The sequence below is a fragment of the Roseibium sp. genome, assembly GCF_965232425.1.
In the GTDB taxonomy this organism is placed as follows: domain Bacteria; phylum Pseudomonadota; class Alphaproteobacteria; order Rhizobiales; family Stappiaceae; genus Roseibium.
Genome location: NZ_OZ246971.1, coordinates 3,917,771 through 3,933,086 on the forward strand (window position 1 = coordinate 3,917,771; position 15,316 = coordinate 3,933,086).

At 61.6% G+C, this 15,316-nt stretch carries 13 protein-coding genes and 1 tRNA gene; 8 read left to right on the forward strand and 6 right to left on the reverse strand.

The genetic code is table 11. From position 1 onward, the window contains the following. The first annotated feature begins 27 nt into the window (after positions 1 to 27). Positions 28 to 1,050, forward strand: coding sequence for an aldo/keto reductase (locus ACO08A_RS17820; protein WP_422037319.1), 1,023 nt, complete (start codon positions 28 to 30; stop codon positions 1,048 to 1,050). 22 nt (positions 1,051 to 1,072) lie between these two features. Here the strand turns inward: ACO08A_RS17820 and ACO08A_RS17825 are convergent, their stop codons facing one another. The 3 genes from ACO08A_RS17825 to ACO08A_RS17835 are packed head-to-tail and all read right to left on the reverse strand — an operon-like array spanning position 1,073 to position 3,614. Then, positions 1,073 to 1,921, reverse strand: a complete 849-nt coding sequence (locus tag ACO08A_RS17825; RefSeq protein WP_422037320.1) for a PfkB family carbohydrate kinase — start codon at positions 1,919 to 1,921, stop codon at positions 1,073 to 1,075. After that, the gene (locus tag ACO08A_RS17830) at positions 1,918 to 2,889 is read right to left on the reverse strand and encodes a sugar phosphate isomerase/epimerase family protein (protein ID WP_422037321.1); all 972 of its coding nucleotides are present in this window, start codon (positions 2,887 to 2,889) and stop codon (positions 1,918 to 1,920) included. Before ACO08A_RS17830 ends, ACO08A_RS17825 begins: the two co-directional genes overlap by 4 nt. Next, positions 2,886 to 3,614 (reverse strand): GntR family transcriptional regulator, encoded by a 729-nt coding sequence (locus ACO08A_RS17835; RefSeq protein WP_422037323.1) that lies wholly within the window; start codon positions 3,612 to 3,614, stop codon positions 2,886 to 2,888. The genes ACO08A_RS17830 and ACO08A_RS17835 overlap by 4 nt, the downstream gene beginning before the upstream one ends. 252 nt (positions 3,615 to 3,866) lie before the next feature. Here ACO08A_RS17835 and ACO08A_RS17840 point away from each other — a divergent pair, with 252 nt between their 5' ends. Beyond that, positions 3,867 to 5,249, forward strand: a complete 1,383-nt coding sequence (locus tag ACO08A_RS17840; protein WP_422037324.1) for an FGGY-family carbohydrate kinase — start codon at positions 3,867 to 3,869, stop codon at positions 5,247 to 5,249. Between the two features lie 181 nt (positions 5,250 to 5,430). Beyond that, positions 5,431 to 6,279, forward strand: coding sequence for an alpha/beta hydrolase family esterase (locus tag ACO08A_RS17845; RefSeq protein ID WP_422037325.1), 849 nt, complete (start codon positions 5,431 to 5,433; stop codon positions 6,277 to 6,279). A 113-nt stretch (positions 6,280 to 6,392) separates the two neighbouring features. Here ACO08A_RS17845 and ACO08A_RS17850 read toward each other — a convergent pair whose 3' ends face one another. From ACO08A_RS17850 to mnmA, 3 genes are all read right to left on the reverse strand, one after another. Further along, on the reverse strand, positions 6,393 to 6,968 hold the full coding sequence (locus ACO08A_RS17850) for a YceI family protein (RefSeq protein ID WP_422037326.1): 576 nt from the start codon (positions 6,966 to 6,968) through the stop codon (positions 6,393 to 6,395). A 214-nt stretch (positions 6,969 to 7,182) separates the two neighbouring features. Next, positions 7,183 to 7,259, reverse strand: a tRNA-Met gene (locus ACO08A_RS17855). Positions 7,260 to 7,374: 115 nt separating this feature from the next. Next, a complete protein-coding gene (mnmA, locus tag ACO08A_RS17860) occupies positions 7,375 to 8,553 on the reverse strand; it encodes a tRNA 2-thiouridine(34) synthase MnmA (RefSeq protein ID WP_422037327.1) in 1,179 nt (392 codons plus the stop codon). A 358-nt stretch (positions 8,554 to 8,911) separates the two neighbouring features. Between mnmA and ACO08A_RS17865 the strand changes: the two genes are divergently transcribed. The 5 genes from ACO08A_RS17865 to fliG all read left to right on the forward strand — a co-directional run bounded on the left by ACO08A_RS17865 (position 8,912) and on the right by fliG (position 15,290). After that, positions 8,912 to 10,969 (forward strand): flagellar hook-length control protein FliK, encoded by a 2,058-nt coding sequence (locus tag ACO08A_RS17865; RefSeq protein WP_422037328.1) that lies wholly within the window; start codon positions 8,912 to 8,914, stop codon positions 10,967 to 10,969. A gap of 34 nt (positions 10,970 to 11,003) precedes the next feature. Continuing rightward, positions 11,004 to 11,663, forward strand: a complete 660-nt coding sequence (locus ACO08A_RS17870) for a flagellar hook assembly protein FlgD (protein ID WP_421979135.1) — start codon at positions 11,004 to 11,006, stop codon at positions 11,661 to 11,663. Positions 11,664 to 12,039: 376 nt separating this feature from the next. Next, a complete protein-coding gene (locus ACO08A_RS17875; RefSeq protein ID WP_029065927.1) occupies positions 12,040 to 12,315 on the forward strand; it encodes a DUF1153 domain-containing protein in 276 nt (91 codons plus the stop codon). 312 nt (positions 12,316 to 12,627) lie between these two features. Continuing rightward, positions 12,628 to 14,241, forward strand: coding sequence for a flagellar basal-body MS-ring/collar protein FliF (fliF, locus tag ACO08A_RS17880; RefSeq protein ID WP_422037329.1), 1,614 nt, complete (start codon positions 12,628 to 12,630; stop codon positions 14,239 to 14,241). Further along, positions 14,241 to 15,290: a flagellar motor switch protein FliG gene (gene fliG, locus ACO08A_RS17885; RefSeq protein WP_422037330.1), complete on the forward strand. Its 1,050-nt coding sequence runs from the start codon at positions 14,241 to 14,243 to the stop codon at positions 15,288 to 15,290. Before fliF ends, fliG begins: the two co-directional genes overlap by 1 nt. Positions 15,291 to 15,316: the final 26 nt, after the last annotated feature.

Consider the following 15,316-nt stretch of genomic DNA (forward strand, 5'->3'; position numbering starts at 1 on the left):
AGCATGTCAGTTAAAAGGAGGCATGCCATGGGGTTACAGACACGACATTGGGACAGGCTCGGCAACGGTGGCGTCACCGTAACAGGTCTCGGTTTCGGAACGGCACCGCTCGGTAACCTGTACCGGGCGATCCCGGACCGGGACGCTCAGGAGATACTGGCGGCTTCCTGGCACGCCGGTGTGCGCTACTTCGACACCGCTCCGCTCTATGGACTTGGGCTCTCGGAGACCCGCCTCAATCCGTTTCTACGCGGCAAGGATCGGGACAGTTATGTCCTGTCGACGAAGATCGGCAGGATCCTGGCGGCGACACGCCCCGAGGACCGGGACGGGTTCGGAAAATGGTTCGACGTGCCCGCCAGACGGGAGATCTACGACTACACCTATGACGGGGTGATGCGCTCGATCGAGTTCAGCCTGGAACGGCTCGGAATTGACCGCATCGACATCCTGTTTGCCCACGATCTGGATATTTTCAATCACGGCACGCGGGACGCGCTCGATGCCAAGCTGAACGAGTTCATGGACGGGGGCTACAAGGCGCTGCTTTCGTTGAGGGACCAGGGGACGATCAAGGCATTTGGCGCAGGCGTCAACGAATGGCAACCCTGCCAATGGATGGCCGAACGCGGCGATTTCGACATCTTCCTTCTGGCAGGGAGATACACGCTGCTCGAGCAGGAGGCCCTGACCAGCTTTCTGCCGCTTTGCGAGACGCGCAGCATCGGCGTCGTCATCGGCGGCGCCTATAACTCCGGCATCCTGGCGACGGGAGCGAAACCGGGCGCCTTTTACAACTACGACCCGGCTCCCGAAGACGTGCTCGCAAGGGTTCGCGCGATCCAGGATATCTGTGACCGCCACGGCGTTCGCCTGGTGGACGCCGCCTTTCAGTTTCCACTCCGGCACCCATCCGTGATTTCGGTCATCCCGGGAGGACAGGGTGTCAGCGAAATGGAGAGCAATCTCAAGGCGGAAAGCGCCGACATCCCCGAGGCGCTTTGGACCGACCTGAAAAGCGAGGGTCTGGTGCGCGAAGACGCCCCGTGATCGATCAGGAAGTTGCCCGGTTCTAGCGGTTTCCGGATACGTGCCCGACCGCCGCTTCCTGCGCTCTTGCGATCGCAGCACCGAAAGGCGCACCGTCGACGTATGCGGCGGCGAAGGTACCGACAAAAACGTCCCCCGCGCCGTGGGTGGAGCAGACAGTCGTTTTCCTGGCAGGTTGATGTTCCGGTGTTTCGCCGCTTTGCGCGAAGATCACACCGTCACCGCCGAGTGTCACCACGATGTCCGATCCGGGGGCAAGGCCCTGAAGTGCGCGGATACTTTCGGGCGGATCCAGTTCCGCCGGATCGCGGCCCAGCAGATCCGACGCCTCGACGCGGTTGACGATCAGCACCTTCACGCTTTCCAGGTCCGCGCCGGTGAGGCCGAGGGCCGGGGCAGCATTGAGAACGACCGGAACATCGGCCTGATGTGCTTTCTGCTTGATCTCAAGCAAGGCGGCATGGGTCAGCTCATTTTGCATGAGCACCATTCGGCATCCGCCCGGGATGGTCAGCAGACCGGTGTCGAACTTGTGGTTTTCCGCGGAAACGATCACGGCGCCGTAGTTGCCGTCTCCGTCGACAATCGCTGCACTCATTCCCGAAGCGTCCGGCCCGACCTGAAGCGCCGATATGTCGATCCCGGCGTCCGTCAGTCTGCGTTTCATCTCCGCACCGGCCTGATCCGATCCGATCCGCCCCGCGAAGGCGACATCTGCCCCGGCTAGGGCCGCCGCGATGGCCTGGTTGCCCCCCTTGCCGCCGAATTGATAGGCGACCGATGAACCTCTCAAGGTTTCGTCGATATGCGGCAGCCTGGGCGCGTGGACCACGACATCCCAATGCAATGCTCCCGTTACCAGGATCGTCATGTCCCGTACAACTTCCGCGCAACGATCCTCTGCGAGATCGCGGCGTCCTGCCGGCTGATCGCGTCGCTGAGTTCGGCGTCGTCCGACAGGCTCTCGGCCACATCCAGCAGCCGGTCGGTCATGATGACATTCGTGCGCGCCTCCTCGATCGGATTCAGGCCGCCCATGTCGGGAAACGTGTCGAAGTAGATCACATCCGTCTGGTTCGCCCGCAGCATTGCGATCAGGAGTTCGACCGTCTGGATGGCGTGAACGGACCCGACCATCAGGCCGTCGTCGCGTTTGCCGTAGCCGTCGTTCAGGTGCAGACCGATCATCCGGGAATGGCGCGCGATCAATGCGGCTGAACAGGCGGGCATTTCGTCTGCATACAGGACATGGGCGAAATCGAGCGTCACGCCGAGATTGGCGGCATTCACTTCCCTGCAGGCAAGCAATGTCGTGCCGATGTCCGGCATGAGGGAAAACGCCCGCGGTTCGTTGGGTTTGTATTCTATGGCGATATCAAGTCCGGGGTTGTGCGCACAGACGTCCCGGATCGCTTCTATCGTATGCTCCCAGGCCGCGGCATAGTCCATCTGGAAGGCGTAGTCGAAGCCGTCCTGTCCCATCCAGAGCGTGACGACCCTGCCGCCCATCCGGGCACAGGCGTCCATTCCCCTCTTGGTGATGTCGATGGCGGCCTGCCGGACCGATGGGTCTGGATGGGTAAAGGCTCCGAGCTTGAATGCCGGCTCGGAATAGTAGCGCATCGCAATGCCGTTCAATTCCAGTTCCGCATCGTTCAAGGCACCCTTGACGGCGTCCTCGCCGTGTTTCGAAACGTGATCCGGATAGTTCAGGTCGGCTGCACCAAGTCCTTCGACCTGTCCTGCGGCAGCGATCCAATCGCGTATATCGGATCCCGGCGAGAGCTGTTTGAAGGCATTCAGGCGGGCGGCGTAGCGGGGACGATTGGGGCGTGTCATGGTCGAGAAAAAAGCTCCGGCCGGTCGCGTTCCACCGCCTCCAGGTGGCGGATGAGCTGGCTCAGGTGAAACTCCGTTGCGGCTCTGGCAGCCTGCGGGTCGCGTGCTGCAAGCGCGTCGACGATCGCGGTGTGTTCTTCAAGCGTGTCTGAAACCCGTCTCGGGTTGGGCAAGACAAGCTGGCGGGCCCGGTTGACATGCAGCCAACTGGTTTCGGCGATGGATGCCAGGCGTCTGAAATGGGTGAAGCCCATGATCAGATTGTGCATCGCGGTGTCGGACTTGTAAAATCCCTGAATGTCCTGATCCTCCACAAGTCCCTGCTGGACCTTAAGGTTTCGTCGCAAAAGCGTGATCTGGTCGTCGGTGATGATCTGGGCGACATATTCGACGGCCGCCAGTTCGAAAGCCTCCCTGATAAATGCGCCCTCGCGCACCTCGTCCATCGACAGTTGAGCCACATAGGTGCCCGACTGCGGCATGACCCTGAGCAGTCCCTCCGCGGCCAGTCTCGCCACGGCTTCGGAAACGGGGCTCCGGGAGATGCCGAGCTGGTCACATATCTCGGCCTTGCGCAGGACCTCGCCGGGTTCGTAAGCCAGCGTGAGGATCGCGTCTTTCAAGCTCATGTAAACGCGGGACGACAGACTGCCCTCGTACTCTGACAAAGGTGTCAGCAGAACGGTGCCGGAGGTCTCCATATCTGTGGCCGTCGTTTCACTCATTGGTATACTAACATGCTACCTTTCGCTCGAAATCCGGGCAAGGGTGTTTGTCGACAGATTGCCGAAGCGTTTTGAATGCGGGCGTGCCCCGGCGATGATCTCTGCAACGGCTTCGATGTTGTCTGTGATCACTTCTCGGCGCGGCGCATGCGTTGAGATGACGAGGGGCGTGAAAGGTTTGAAAAAAGCGCGTCGTTCCACCGGTCCGCAAGCGGACGCCAGGTGACGCCGTTTCCATGGGGAACCAAGCGAGTGAGACACATTGCGGTCATAGACATCGGCAAAACGAACGCCAAGGTTGGCGTGGTGGACGCCATCCATGGCGCCGAAATCGACATTGCGACGCAGCCGAATACCGTCCTCTCCGACCCGCCCTATCCGCACTACGACATTGCCGGGCTCTGGAGCTTCATCATTGATGCCCTCGCAAGGCACAACGGAAACTACGGTATCGACGCGATCTCGATCGCGACCCATGGCGCCAGCATCGTTCTTCTGGGCAGGGACGGAAACCTGGCTGCGCCGATGCTGGACTACGAGTTTGCCGGGCCCGATGACTTGTCGGTAGACTACGATGCCATTCGCCCGGACTTTCAGGAAACGGGATCGCCGCGCCTTCCGCTCGGACTGAATGTCGGTGCCCAGATCTACTGGCAACTCGATCGCGATGCTGACCTGCTGGACCGGATCGCCAGCGTCGTCACGTATCCCCAGTACTGGTCGTACAAGCTGACGGGTGCGAAGAATACGGAAATGACGTCACTCGGCGCCCACACGGATCTCTGGAACCCGCAGGACCGCCGCTTCTCGTCCCTGGTCCAGCGCCTGGGACTTGCCGACAAGATGGCGCCGGCTCAGATCGCGGCCAGATGCACGCACCTGCTGAAACCGGACATCGCCGCTCTCACGGGTCTTCGGGCGGGCATACCGGTCGCCAGCGGCATTCACGATTCCAATGCGTCTCTCTATCCATACCTACTCGCCCTGAAGGGGGCTTTTTCAGTCGTATCGACTGGAACATGGGTGATTTCCTTTGCGGTCGGCGGACACGGGAAGGACCTGTCTCCGGAACGCGACACCCTGTTGAACGTGAATGCGTTCGGAGATCCCGTCCCGTCGGCACGGTTCATGGGCGGACGGGAGTTCGACCTGGTGATGAAGGAAGGAGCCCGTCACGCCTCCGAAGAGGATGTGTCCCGCGTCCTGGCGAACCGGATCCAGCTTTATCCCGCGGTCGACCCGCTCTCGGGACCCTTTCAGGGCGCCCGGGCTGGCTGGAGCGTGGACGAAAGCGCACTCACCGACGGCGAACGGTATGCGGCCGCATCCTTCTACCTTGCGCTGGTGACCAGCCGGTGCCTGGAGCTCATCGGTGCTGAAGGGCCGACGATCGTGGAGGGCCCGTTTGCAAGGAATGATCTGTTCATGAAGATGCTTGAAGCTGCGACCATGCGTGTTGCCGCGGGTTCGGACGTCTCGACAACCGGCACGGGCCTCGGCGCCGCATTGCTGGTCTCAGACACGTTGAAGAACCCCGTTGAACCACTGGCCAGGACCGGAATTATCACTGCGGATCCCGCATATCAGGCCTATGCGCGAAGCTGGTTTCACAAGGTCGGCACGAGCCGGGCCTGACATGAGACCCATTCCGGTGTGTGTCCGGACAGTTTCGGAGCGGCTCATACAACTTAGTGATTTGCATCCATCCGGCGTCTGCCCGACAAATCTGGGGCCGGGCCGACGGGCGTGAACCCTTGCGAACGCGTACGGCGGCGAAGGCAAGCATTCGGATCGCGTCATGTGGTGGGAAACAGACATGCAGAGCAGGGGATTGCCTCACGTTGCCGGCTTGATGTTGGCATTTTTCCTTTTTCCGGGCGCGGCTTCCGCCCAGCAGGTGTGCGGTGATGCAGAGACCCCGTGCCGTGTTGAAAGCGGAAGCTATCACCTGATCCTGCCCGAAAGTGAGCCTGCCGGCATTGTCATGCACCTTCATGGTGGCGGCAGCACCGGGAAGGCAATGCTCAATTCCGATCTCGCGCGCGTCTCGGTCGCGCGTGGTTATGTGTTCGTTGCGCCCAACGGAGAACATCCCGAGGCGCGCTGGACGAAGGACTGGTCCGTGCGGGCGGACAACACGCGTCATGATCGCGACGACGCGGTCTTCCTGCAGACCGTGATTGCCGATGTCCGCGACAGATTCCGGCTGGCGGACGCACCCTTCGTGCTCGCCGGTTTTTCGCGCGGCGGATCCATGGTCTGGGACATGGCCTGCCGGCTGCCTGAGTTTGCGGATGCCTATGCGCCTGTCGCAGGCGCTTTCTGGGACAGCCTGCCGGAACGTTGCGCGGGCCCGGTGCGCCTGTTTCATGCGCATGGCTGGACGGACCGGACGGTTCCCCTGGAGGGCCGGTCCTTCAGGGACGGTACGGTTGTGCAGGGCGACGTCTGGGCCTCCCTCAAGGTTTTGAGGGAAACGAACCGTTGCGGCAACCGGCAGCCGGAAACCAGCAGTTTTGAAGGGGAGTACTGGCTACGGCACTGGACGGACTGCGAAGCGGGGCAGATCGACCTTCTGCTGCACAAGGGCGGTCACACCGCACCGACAGGTTGGGCCGATACCATTCTAGACTGGTTTGAGGGGCTTTCGCTCAAACAGCTTTGAGATTTCCTTTCCCCGATCATCGGAGGCCTGAGAATGCTGCCGACTTCTCTGATGGCGAGAGAAAACGCCGATGCTCAATTTCCCCCGCTAGGCAAGCTGCAGCGGCCGGAGCATCACTGGGCCCGCATTTCCGTCGAGATATCGATGGAGAGCGGACCGACCGGCAGCGCGAAGCCGAAGGGGGCCGTATCGATCTCGGTGGTCGCGTGGAAGCCCAGCCAGTCGCCCTTGTAGTAGTCGATGAACTGGGCGACGGGGTGCGGACCCTGATGGATCAGTTCGACCTGCAGCGTCACGGGTACGGTCACCCCGCGCAGCGTCACCTCGCCGGCAACATCAGCCGTGGTATCGCCGGTCGGCGTTACCGACGTGGAGACGAAGCGTATGGTCGGGTGGTCCTCCACGACAAGGAAGTCGGCGTTCTTCACGTGATCATCGAGCGGCCCGACACCGGTGGATACCGAGGCGGCATCGATGGTGACCTCCAGTGTGGCCGAAGCCGGATCCGCAGGGTCGATCACCAGAATTCCCTCGGCGCGGTCGAACTCGCCGTGCTGGCGGCTGACACCCGCGTGGTCCCACCCGAAGCGAACCTCCGTGTGGCCTGCGTCGGTCTTGTAGGTGCGGGTCTCGGCCAAGGCAGGAACGGCGAGCAAACTCATGAGGGCAACGGTGACAAGGGTACGCATCGTGATCTCCAGGCGTCGTCTGAGGGTGAAATCTGACGCGGTCATATAAATTGATCACTGCGGAAAGCGCCACGAGAAGCGTTGCAGCCTCACGCAGACGTGACGAGGGCAGGGGGCGGGGGTGTCAGTGAGTGCAACGCGAGTACGAAACTGTGCGATCCAAACACATCATGGATCAAGCACCTTTGATTTCTTTTGAATTTCGTGTGTTTTTTGGTAGCGGAGGAGGGACTCGAACCCCCGACACGCGGATTATGATTCCGCTGCTCTAACCACCTGAGCTACTCCGCCAACCGGGCGCGCGGGCGTCGGTTGAGGCCGGCGCGACGTGGGGTGCTTATAGTGAGGCTGCGGGCAGGCGTCAAGCGCAGAATGAGCGCCTGACCGCAAACGTTTTTCTCATGCTTCAAGCCGCGGAAACCGGGGCTTCGGCTTGTGGAAAATCGGCAGGTGCCGCCACGGATCGCTCGGTCTTGTCGATCCATCCTCCCCCAAGAACCCGGGCGGTGTCATCGTCGCTGTCGAAGAAGACACAGGCCTGGCCGGGCGCGACGCCGGTTTCCCCGTTTGCCAGTTCGACAAAGCCCTTGCCGCCCAAAAGACGCAGGGTTGCGGGTGCGGGCGGGCGCGTGGACCGGACCTTGGCGAAAAGCTCGACCTCGTCGCCTTCATCGAGCGGCTGGTCGCCGATCCAGTTCATTTCGCGCAGGAGGATCGTCCGGGTCGCGAGCGCTTCGCGCGGGCCGACAATCACCTGGCGGGTGTCGGCGTCCAGACGGACAACGTAAAGCGGTTCGCCCGTTGCAACGCCGATGCCGCGGCGCTGACCGATGGTGAAATGAATGATGCCGTCATGGGTGCCGAGCTTGCGCCCGTCCATATGCACGATCTCGCCCGGTTCGGCCGCATTGGGCCGCAGCTTGCGGATCACCTCGGCATAGTCGCCATTGGGAACGAAGCAGATGTCCTGGCTGTCGGGCTTGTCGGCGACCGACAGGCCGAATTCCGCGGCAAGCTCGCGCACCTTCGACTTGGGCATGCCGCCGAGCGGGAAGCGGATGAAATCCAGCTGCTCCTGTGTGGTCGCGAACAGGAAATAGCTCTGGTCCCGGTCGAGATCGGCCGGCCGATAGAGCGCGCGCTTGTTGCCCTTCTGCGCCGAGCGCACATAGTGGCCCGTCGCGAGGGCGTCTGCGCCCAGGTCCCGTGCGGTTTTCAGGAGATCGGTGAACTTGACGGTCTGGTTGCAGGACACGCATGGGATCGGCGTTTCGCCGGCAATGTAGCTGTCGGCGAACCGGTCCATGACCTGTTCCTTGAAGCGGCTTTCGTAATCCAGCACGTAATGCGGGATGCCGATCTTCTCTGCGGCGCGGCGCGCATCGTGGATGTCGACGCCGGCGCAGCACGACTTGGCCTTGGCAACCGCAGCGCCGTGATCATAGAGCTGCAGGGTGACGCCGATGACGTCATACCCTTGTGCTTTCATGAGCGCGGCGACAACGGAACTGTCGACGCCGCCTGACATGGCGACAACGACGCGCGTATCCTCCGGACGACCGGGCAGATCAAGACTGTTTCCCATTTTCAACACTTCCAGAAGCGTCGGCCTTGTGGCGGCGGACCTTGGTCCAAGGTCACCGATCGCGTCTTCAGGATCCCTGCGCGCCGGATCAAGGCCATTTCAAAGTTGGCGGCACTATACAGATAGGATCATGCGATGCCAATTGCAGGCAGCGCGCGGCAGGCATGCTTTGCCTGATCGGCAAGTCTTGCCGACCCGCAGCCGTGGATCCTGCCATTCATCATCAAGGAAATTCATACTTTTCAATAACTTACTACGGCTTTCGACTTGGCCTGCGGCTTGCTTTGTAAGCGGTGACGCAATGTGCCCTTCTTGCAGGGCAATGATTTCGGGGGCGACTTTGCTGCCATTTGGATTGATGACCGATGTATCTGCCGGGGCCCTGGCCGCCGGTACGGGGGCACTTCCGGGTTTGGGTAAACCGGTTGGCGGTCCCGTCGGGACATCTGATTTCGAAACAGAGCTGACCGCGTTTTCGGACGTCGCCACGAACGGTGCACCCGGTATGCCGGACGGCACCGAATTTGCCGGTGGCGAATTTCCGCTCGCCTTTGCGGCGCTCTTCAATCCGGTTGAGCCCGGATTCGACCCCGCGGCCGGCGGCGAGGCACCGGAAGCAGCGGGGCCGGCCGGTCCGCCTTTCCTTCCGGTTCCCGATGCAGACGGCGAAGGTGTTGCACCGGTGCCCGCCGGGGCTGCTGCTCCCTTGCCGGGACCATCACTTCCTCCCGTGGGCGGCGCGGCGCGTGCACCGGAAACGGGGCCGTCGGGTGCGCCCGAGCTTCCGGGCCAGCCGCCGGTGCAGACGGCACAATCTCAACCGCTCCCGGCGGGGCCACCTGAAGGGCTTGCCGATGAGCGGCAGGCAAGGCCGGTCAATGCTTCCATTCAGCCGCTGCCGCCCGTTCAGCCGGTGCAGTCCGGACCGGGCGCGCAGGCAGCCGGTCTGCAAAACGGACCGGCAGCACCGTCGCAGTCTGCTGTCAAAGTACCTGGAGTGCAGCCGGACGCAGGTCCGGTTCCCGGGTCACAGGCCACACGGGTCCCTGTGCCGGAAGCTGCCGTGTTTGAAGAGAATGCGCCCGCGAATACACCACAGCCAGCAGAGCGCGCGCAGAGGCCGGCGCAAGATGCGGGCGCTGTGCCAGCGCAGAGACCCGCTCAAGTTGCCGTCCCGAGCGCGACCGCGCAACCGGCGGCTCAGCTGCTTGCCAATGGGCGCAGGTGGCAGAGCGAACTGCCGAGCGAATTGCGCGCACCGGTCCCGGCTTTCTCAAGGAGCGCGGAAGTCGTGCTGCCGCCGCAGGCTGCCGCAGCTTCTAAATTGGCTGACGGTACGACATCACTGCCTGCCGCTTCCGGTGCGCCGGCCGGTGGCAGCGCACAGGCACCGGCGGTTCCTGTTCAGACACCCGTGCCGGCAAGCACTCTGCCCGAGACAGGAACGAGGGTGGCGCAGCCCGTCAGTGACGCGCCGGTAACCAGTTCTGATCCGCTGCCCGCAGCCGCAGGCGAACGTGCAGGCAACCAGCCCGGCACGGCTCCGCTGATGCAGGTTGCAAGGCAAGGGCCGCAGAACGCCGGTCCCGGGTCTTTGACACCGCAGGCGGCAATCGACCCTTCTGCTGATGCGGCACCGGAAGGGGTCGAGCCTGTCTTCCTGAAAACGGAAACCGGAGTGAAGGACAGCAAGGCGCCGCAGCTAGCAACCGGTCCGGACAACCAGTCGCCGGGGCGTGTGCCTCACGGTGACGCGAATTCCGCGCCGCAGGCAGGAACGAATGTTGCCGATGCCCGTCCTGCGGCCGGTCCGCTGGCCGCCGCCGCGCTGGCAAACCAGGCTCCTGTTGACGACCCGGACCTCCTCACCAAGCCGGTTGAATTCACGACGACCAGCGATTTCGCCGCCACCGTGCGCGGCGGCGAGACGCATGGTGCCGTCAGGACCGAGAGCCTTCAGACCCCAAGTCAGGCCCAGTCGGGACAGGTGGCGACGCAGGTCGCCGCGGAGATTGCCAGACATCTCAAGAATGGTCAGACCCGCTTCCAGATGCGGTTCGATCCTCCGGAACTCGGCCGTGTTGACGTCAACATGCGTGTCGGCGCTGACGGCGGCGTGCAGGCGCATCTCATCGTGGAGCGTCCGGAAACCCTGGACATGTTCCTGCGCGACCAGCGCAGCCTGGAGCGGGCCCTGGAAGCAGCCGGGCTCAGCACGAATTCCGAGAACCTTCAGTTTTCGCTGAAGCAGGATGGAGGACGGGGCTTTGCATCCGGTGACGGCCAGGGCGACCAGGGGGGACATGTAGCGGAAGGCGCGGGCGGTGCGGAAGGCGAAGATCCGGATCCGGACACCGAAGAGATCATCCGGCTGACACTTGCCGAGAGCCGCGGCGGCCTCGACGTGAAGATTTGACGAACGGGATGACGGGTCATCCAAGGAGCATAGCGTGACAACCGTTTCTTCCAGTACGACTGGGACCTCGCAGAGTACCAGCACGGCCAGCCAGTCAGGCCTCATGGCCAACTATGAGCTGTTCCTGAGCATCCTTACCACGCAGATCCAGAACCAGGATCCACTCGATCCGATGGACTCGGCTGAATACACAAGCCAGCTTGTGCAATACTCGAATGTCGAACAGTCGATCCAGCAGAACAAGAACCTCGAAGAAATCATCGCCATGCTCGGCAGCAACATGAGCATGAGCTATGTCGGCTATATCGGCAACGAGGTGACGGCGGACGCATCCACCACCACGCTGTCCGGCGGTCAGGCAACCTGGACCTATGACGTCAGCGAAGACGCCACCGGAACCTATGAAGTCCGCAATTCCAGCGGCGTGGTCGTCTATACCGGCGATGCGGATCTCAGGGCAGGCTCGGGAACCGTCACGTGGAATGGCCAGTTGTCCGCCGGTGGTGAAGCCCCTGCTGGTCTTTACACGATCTCGTTCGATGTACGGGATGCCGCCAGCAACCGGGAAACCGTCAGGACTGAGACGAAAGGCATCGTCGACAGCGTCGACCTCTCCGGATCGGAAGTCGTTCTGAATGTCGGCGGCCAGAGCGTTCCCATTTCCTCGGTGACATCCGTCTCTGCTCCCTCCTGACGCGTCTCCAGGGCGGGTTTACGACCTGCCGGAGCATCTTTTCAGGAAAATCGGCCAGATATTCGGGCCTGAGCGGCCGTTTTGCCGGAAAACCGGTGGGCGTGAGAAGATTTTTTGCGGGCCCGGTCCCTCATGCGCCAACCCTCCGCGTTGCGGTTCCTTCGATCTGCCTTGCAAAATGCACATGCGGGAATTCATGGTTAACAGAACCATGCAATACAGTTAATAACTCTAGGTTTTTTCTTTGCGACTTCCTAAATATCATTCACTAAATTTAGATTTTATAGTTAATAAAAACACAATTTTGCTTTAGGCGTTTGTTAAGCGTCGTCTTGTAGTCTCATCTCACCTTGGTCATGGTTAGTGTGAGAGTACAATGACCGAACAAATTCGTTCGCGTGTAAAATATGTCATCGGCCCCGATGGTAGCCCGCTCACAATTGCGGATCTGCCACCAACATCGACGAAGCGTTGGGTTATTCGTCGCAAGGCCGAAGTTGTCGCCGCAGTTCGTGGAGGACTCCTGTCCCTCGAAGAGGCGTGTCAGAGATATACCCTGACGGTTGAGGAATTCCTCTCCTGGCAGAGTTCCATCGAAAAGCACGGCCTTGCGGGTTTGCGCGCCACGCGCATCCAGCAATACAGGGGCTGACGCTCTGAAATCAGCGTAATACGGGCGCATGTTGCAGCTCGTTTGAAGAGGTCGGTTATTCCGGCCTTTTTTATTTGTCTTGTCCGATCCCGGTTTATCCAAAAGTTAATGAACTGGGCATTTTTTCCCCACCTCGCTCGCGTTTTGCGATTCCCGAAATCCCGGAAAACCGTCGTTTTGCCAAATTGGACCAGATACCGTTAACCAGTTGTTAACCGTCTGGGCGGCAAATTTTGCCCATCGAGGGTGTGGCGTGTCGAGCCGACTCCAACAATAACGGCTTGGACATGTTTCAGATGCGGGCGGGCATTCGTGAACGGCATAATTGAATTCATAAAAACATTGGGTCCGGCGCGGATCGCCGCCATGGGAGCCGTTGCGGCCATCCTGGTGGGCGTGTTCGCCTTTATCATCCTGCGCGTGACCGCGCCGCAAATGACGACGCTTTACAACGAGTTGACCCTTGAGGATTCCGCCGCGATCGTCAGTCAGCTCGAGAGCCAGGGCATCCAGTTTCAGCTCACCCGCCAGGGGGCCACAATTCTCGTTCCGAAGGACCAGGTCGCAAGACTGCGGATGCAGCTCGCCGCCGAAGGTCTGCCGACCGGCGGTTCCATCGGCTACGAGATCTTCGACCGGAGCGACACGCTCGGTGCGACGAGCTTCGTTCAGAACATCAACCACCTGAGGGCGATGGAAGGCGAGCTTTCACGGACGATCGGATCGCTGGACCGGATCAAGGCGGCGCGCGTTCACCTGGTGATCCCCGAGCGCCAGCTGTTTCAGCGGGATCGCCGTCCGCCATCCGCATCGATCGTGTTGAATGTGCGCGGTGCCCTCGGGCCCGGCGAGATCCGCGCGGTTCAGCACCTCGTTGCAACGGCCGTGGACGGCCTGGATCCGGACAGGGTGTCGATCGTCGATGAAAGCGGCAGACTGCTTGCGTCCGGTGCCGGTGCCAGCGACGAGGACATGGTGTCCACCTCGCTTCAGGAGCGGACGGTCGCCATTGAGGGGCGCTTGCGCAACCAGGTCGAGGAAATTCTGAATTCGGTTGTCGGTCCCGGCCGGGCGCGTGTGCGCGTCAACGCCGAAGTTGACTTCAACCGTTTGACGGAAACGACGGAAACCTTCGATCCGGAAGGGCAGGTCGTGCGGTCGACGCAGACCAAGGAAGAGGCGACGTCCTCGGTCAGCCGCAATGGCCAGGTCACCGTCGGCAATGAGCTTCCGAACGCGCAGGCGCAGCAGGACGAAGGCGGACGGGACACGGCCTCCCTGACGGAGGAGGTCGTCAACTACGAGATATCGCGTTCGACGCGGACAGAGGTCGTGGAGGCCGGGCAGGTCAGGCGGCTGTCCGTCGCGGTTCTGGTCGACGGCACCTACCAGCCCGACGGCAACGGCAACTCGGTCTATACCCCGCGCCCGCAGGAAACGCTCGACCGTATCGCGGTGCTGGTGCGCTCGGCGGTCGGTTTCGACGAAAACCGCGGTGACCTTGTCGAGGTTGTCAATCTGCAGTTCGCGCTCCCGCCCCAGGACGATCTCCTTGCGGAAGGCGACGGGCTGTTCGAGTTCACACGGGACGACATCATCCGGTTCGCCGAGCTCGGGGTTCTGTTCCTGATCACGATCCTGCTGCTCCTGTTCGTGGTGCGGCCGCTGCTTCGCCGCATCGTCACACCGGAGGAAAAACAGCCGCAGGAGCTGATGATCGGACCTGACGGAACGCTGGTCGTCGAGACGGATGTGCCGCAGGACGAGGATATGGAAGACGAGTTCGTGATCGAATGGCTCGAGCAGGCGAAGCAGGAAGGGGCCATGCAGGCGAGCTCGATCGCGAAGGTGGGCGACATGATCAAGGATCATCCGACCGAAGCCGTCACCATCGTGCGCGGCTGGCTGGATGAGCAGGCAGCCTGATGGTAACCGATCAACTTCAACAACACCTCACGATCAGCGCGGACGAGGAAGACCGTGAGCTGAAAGGTGCCGAGCGGGCGGCGGTTCTGCTGCTTGCGCTGGGGGAGTCGCATGGCTCACCCATCTGGGAAAAGCTCGACGAAATCGAGGTTCGTCAGGTCTCGGCCGCGATGGCCAACCTTGGACCGGTCACGCCGAACATGCTGGAGAACCTCTTCAAGGATTTCGTGCGCCGTGTCAGCTCAAGGGGCGCCCTGACAGGCAATGTGGATGCGACCGAGCGCCTGCTGGCCAACTTTCTTCCGGGAGACAAGGTGTCGGTCATCATGGAGGAGATCCGGGGACCGGCCGGACGGAACATGTGGGAAAAGCTTTCCAACGTTCAGGAGAATGTTCTCGCGAACTATCTGAAGAACGAATATCCGCAGACCGTCGCCGTGGTGCTGTCGAAAATCAACTCCGACCACGCCGCACGCGTCCTCGGCATCCTGCCGGAAGAACTCGCGCTCGAAGTGGTCAGCCGCATGCTGCGCATGGACGCCGTGCAAAAGGAAGTCCTCGAGAAGGTGGAGCAGACGCTCAGGGTCGAATTCATGTCCAACCTGACGAACACCTCGCGCCGGGACAGTCACGAGATGATGGCGGACATATTCAACAATTTCGACCGGCAGACAGAGGCGCGGTTCCTGGCGGCGCTCGAGGAGGACAACCGCGAGGCGGCGGACCGGATCAAGACACTGATGTTCACCTTCGACGATCTGCTCAAGCTGGATGCGGCCAGCTGTCAGACGCTGCTGCGTCACGTGGAAAAGGATCAGCTGGCCATTGCGCTCAAAGGCTCCACCGACACGGCCCGCGAGTTCTTCTTCGGCAACATGTCCTCGCGCGCGGCGAAACTGCTCGAGGACGATATGGACGCGCTTGGTCCCGTGCGGCTGCGTGATGTCGATGAAGCGCAGACCGGCATGGTGAACAAGGCCAAGGATCTGGCTGCGAAAGGCGAAATCATGATCTCCAAATCGAAGGGCGATGAGGAAATCATCTACTGATGACACTCGGGCGACAGGCAGATACC

What these genes read in the sequence shown, in the direction of transcription:
- ACO08A_RS17820 (WP_422037319.1), top strand. Translation starts at nt 28, where the DNA reads ATGGGGTTACAGACACGACATTGGGACAGGCTCGGCAACGGTGGCGTC.
- ACO08A_RS17825 (WP_422037320.1), bottom strand. Translation starts at nt 1,921, where the DNA reads ATGACGATCCTGGTAACGGGAGCATTGCATTGGGATGTCGTGGTCCAC.
- ACO08A_RS17830 (WP_422037321.1), bottom strand. Translation starts at nt 2,889, where the DNA reads ATGACACGCCCCAATCGTCCCCGCTACGCCGCCCGCCTGAATGCCTTC.
- ACO08A_RS17835 (WP_422037323.1), bottom strand. Translation starts at nt 3,614, where the DNA reads ATGAGTGAAACGACGGCCACAGATATGGAGACCTCCGGCACCGTTCTG.
- ACO08A_RS17845 (WP_422037325.1), top strand. Translation starts at nt 5,431, where the DNA reads ATGCAGAGCAGGGGATTGCCTCACGTTGCCGGCTTGATGTTGGCATTT.
- ACO08A_RS17850 (WP_422037326.1), bottom strand. Translation starts at nt 6,968, where the DNA reads ATGCGTACCCTTGTCACCGTTGCCCTCATGAGTTTGCTCGCCGTTCCT.
- mnmA (WP_422037327.1), bottom strand. Translation starts at nt 8,553, where the DNA reads ATGGGAAACAGTCTTGATCTGCCCGGTCGTCCGGAGGATACGCGCGTC.
- ACO08A_RS17865 (WP_422037328.1), top strand. Translation starts at nt 8,912, where the DNA reads ATGACCGATGTATCTGCCGGGGCCCTGGCCGCCGGTACGGGGGCACTT.
- ACO08A_RS17875 (WP_029065927.1), top strand. Translation starts at nt 12,040, where the DNA reads ATGACCGAACAAATTCGTTCGCGTGTAAAATATGTCATCGGCCCCGAT.
- fliG (WP_422037330.1), top strand. Translation starts at nt 14,241, where the DNA reads ATGGTAACCGATCAACTTCAACAACACCTCACGATCAGCGCGGACGAG.